This window comes from Fulvivirga lutimaris, from assembly GCF_009711525.1.
Classification (GTDB): Bacteria; Bacteroidota; Bacteroidia; order Cytophagales; family Cyclobacteriaceae; genus Fulvivirga; species Fulvivirga lutimaris.
This window is the reverse complement of record NZ_SMLV01000170.1, coordinates 1-3,822: the sequence shown is the minus strand read 5'-3', so window position 1 is coordinate 3,822 and position 3,822 is coordinate 1. Positions and strand designations below refer to the sequence as shown.

Annotated in this window: 2 protein-coding genes; one reads left to right on the top strand and one right to left on the bottom strand. The window is 38.9% G+C overall.

Features of this window, described 5'->3' with window-relative positions:
- Positions 1 to 2,092 (top strand): bifunctional alpha,alpha-trehalose-phosphate synthase (UDP-forming)/trehalose-phosphatase (locus tag E1140_RS01320; protein ID WP_155178242.1); only part of this gene is annotated, 2,092 nt, incomplete at its 5' end.
- Here the strand turns inward: E1140_RS01320 and E1140_RS01315 are convergent.
- Positions 2,079 to 3,822, bottom strand: a 1,744-nt coding sequence (locus tag E1140_RS01315) for a glycoside hydrolase family 15 protein (RefSeq protein ID WP_155178240.1), incomplete at its 5' end; no start/stop codon positions are given. The two genes, E1140_RS01320 and E1140_RS01315, sit on opposite strands and share 14 nt — an antisense overlap.

The window sequence follows — 3,822 nt, the reverse complement described above, 5'->3', positions numbered from 1 at the left end:
CGGCCTTGCCACAGGATTAAGTTCTATTTACAAAAGCGGTAATAACTTATGGGTTGGATGGCCAGGCCGATTTTTTAGTAAAAAAGAAAAGAAGAAAGAAGCCAAAGCGGCTTTAGAAAAACAGAATATGGCCCCTGTCTTTTTGAGTCAGGAAGAGATTAAGCTTTATTATGAAGGTTTCAGTAATGAAACACTTTGGCCGACCTTTCATTATTTCAATCAATATGCTCTTTACAAAAAGTCGTACTGGCAGGCCTATGAACAGGTAAATCAGAAGTTTTGTGACGAAATACTCAAGGTAATTGAGCCTGGAGATAAAATTTGGGTGCATGACTATCAACTGATGTTGGTGCCTAAAATGATTCGTGATATTCACCCGGATGTAAGTATTGGATTTTTTCTTCATATTCCTTTCCCATCTTTTGAGGTATTTAGATTGTTACCGTGGAGGAGGCAACTCCTTGACGGTGTGCTTGGTGCCGATTTGGTGGGCTTTCATACCTATGATGATATGCGCCACTTTTTAAGCGCTGTAAGCCGTGTTTGCTATATCAGCAATCACCATGGTCAGATATTGAAAGACAGACGTTCAGTAGCTACGGATTCATTTCCGATAGGTATCGACTATGATAAATATGCAAAACAGGCTGCTGAGCCAGAAACACTCAGTAGGGAAGTTGAGTATAGAACATCGCTTGGTAATCAAAAACTAATATTATCTATTGATAGGTTAGACTACTCCAAAGGTATTCCGGCAAGGCTACAGATATTTGATATTTTCTTAGAAAAGTATCCGGAATATGTAGGTAAAGTTTCATTGCTTATGATCGTTGTGCCTTCAAGGGATAAAGTGGGTAAGTATAAAGATTTAAAAGAGGAGGTTGATCTGCTGGTGGGTAGAATAAATGGAAAGTATGGTACAGTCAATTGGACACCCATACACTATTTCTATCGCTCTTTCCCATTAGAAGATCTGTCAGCATTTTATCGCATGGCTGATGTGGCAATGGTAACACCAATGCGTGATGGAATGAATTTGGTCTGTAAAGAATACCTGGCCAGCAAATTGGATCAGAAAGGAGTGCTTATTTTGAGCGAAATGGCAGGCGCTTCCAAAGAGCTATCAGATGCTTTGATTGTTAACCCAAATGATAAGCATCAGGTTGTAAAGGCTATTTATAGAGCACTTACAATGCCAGAAGAAGAACAGGTTCAACATACTGCTATAATGCAGAAAACACTTAAGAAATTTAATATTCATCATTGGGTAGATTTATTTATGAGTAAACTGAACGAGGTCGCTAAAAAGAGAAATGAACTTGCCACTAAGGTGTTCGATAAGAAAGTAGAGGAGAAGATGGTTGGTAAATATACAGCGGCCGCAAATCGTATGCTTTTTCTTGATTATGATGGCACTCTAGTGCCTTTTCATAGTGATCCGATGGCGGTAAAACCCGATGAGGAATTGTTGAATATAATAACCAAATTAAGTGATAACCCTCAGAACAGGGTAGTAATTATCAGTGGCAGAGACAGAAGTACTTTAGAAAAGTGGCTTGGACATTTGCCTGTTGATTTTATTGGAGAACATGGTGTGTGGCTTAAAGATAAGGATGGTGATTGGAATATGGCTGAAGGGCTTGATAATCGTTGGAAGTCCGAGATTAAAAAGATATTAGATATCTATGTAAATAAAACTCCAGGTTCGTTTATTGAGGTGAAGGACTATTCTTTGGTTTGGCACTACCGTAAAGTTGAAACTGGATTGGGTGAATTAAGAGCCAGAGAGATAATTAGCCACCTTAAATATCTATCAGTCAATATGAACCTTCAGGTACTTGAAGGCAATAAGGTGGTAGAGATTAAGAATATAGAAGTGAATAAAGGAAAAGCCGCACGTAAATGGCTTCAAAAGAATAAGCCTGACTTCATACTTTCGCTCGGTGACGACTGGACAGATGAAGATACTTTCAAGGCACTACCAGACAAAGCCTTTACTGTAAAAGTAGGGGGTATACATTCTGCAGCTAAATATAGCGTAGAAGATTATAAAGATGTAAGGCAGTTACTCACCGCCCTTATAGAAAGTTAGGAGTATCCAGCTTTTTGCTTATTCTGTATGCAGCATTAACTAACCCAACATGGCTGTAAGCTTGTGGGAAATTACCCCACATGCTGCCATTGGTAGCATCTACATCTTCACTCAATAAACCTAAATGGTTGCCGTAGGTAAGTAGTTGCTCAAAGGTTTCTATGGCTTCATCCATTCGGCCTACACAAGTTAAAGCCTCAACATACCAAAATGCGCATATCAAGAATGTTGTTTCAGGCTCACCAAAGTCATCTTTGTGCTTGTATCTATAGAATAGTCCTTCTTTGGTCTTTAGGTCCTTCTCTAAAGCTGCCAAATGCTTTTTAGCCACATCAGAGTTGCCATCAAGATAGTTCATCATAATGAGTTGTAAATCACTAGCATCAAGATTTTTTGTTCCAATGGCCTGTGTATAAACGCCTCTCTCTTTATCAAAGCAGGATTCAATTTTATCGGAAGATGCCTTGATTAATTTTTCGGCAAGCTTTTCAATTTTTTTATCACCAAACATGTGGCCAATTTTCTTGGCTGCAGACGCACCGGCCCAATGAAATAGGTAGGTGTATGAGTGATATTGTGCAAGACTTCTAAACTCCCAAAGACCAGCATCAGGCTCATCCATAAGATTTTCTATTTTTAGAAGGAGATCGTACACCAGTTTTAAAGAATCTGAACGCTCATCATTGATAAAACGCTTATCAATATAAAGCGGTAGCAAGGACACGAGCACCTGTCCATACACATCATTTTGAACATGGGTATAAGCCTGATTTCCAATTCTTACAGGTTTATTCCCTAAATAGCCTGGTAAGTCTAATATTTTTTCATCCAGGTTGGAGGTGGCCGAAATACTGTACAGCGGCTGAAACCTGTCTTTAACCTGAACTGAAATGTTAACTATATAATTGAAATAGCGCTCAAGCTCTTCAAAGTGGCCAATGTTGTTAAATGCAGTTAATGTATAGTAAGAGTCGCGCATCCAGCAATATCTGTAATCCCAATTTCTGCCGCTTCCATCAGCTTCAGGTAAACTGGTAGTTCCAGCGGCTATTATAGCACCAGTATCTTCATACTGATGAATTTTAAGCGCTAAAGCAGATCGGTTGATCTTAGCCTGATGGAAATTACTTACGCTCATATTCTTTACCCAGCCCTGCCAGTAAAGTGTGGTTTTTTCAAGGAACGCCTCACACGTACTCTTCAATGAAGCCTCTAAAGGCGCGCCATAAGTAAGAACTAAATATTTACATTCATTCAGAACTATTGACTGATCATTGACAACATAGGAGAGAGGAAAGTCAGTGGTTAACCTCAACTCTTTTTCCATCCCGAGATATTCTATATGGTTACTTGCTTCGTACTGTGTAGGTTTTATTTTTCCATAGTTACCCACAGGCTGACAGTCGACCTTTACCCTTGGCGCACCTTCCAACGGCTCTACTTTTCTGATGAGCATTAGAGGTTTATAGTATCTATCAAATTGATAAAAACGAGGAGCAAAATCAGTTACTCTATATTTACCTTCTTCACAAGTAATTTCTGTGCAGAGGATGTTAGTATTTTCCTTATAATATTGATAACTTTCTTTTATTTCGCCATGTGGTAGTAAAGTGAATTTACCCCCATTTTTATCATCCAGGAGATTGCCAAAAATGAAACTACTGTCAAATCTGGGCCAGCACATCCATTCTATGCTGGTGTTCTTATTGATATGAGCTTGAAATGAGCAA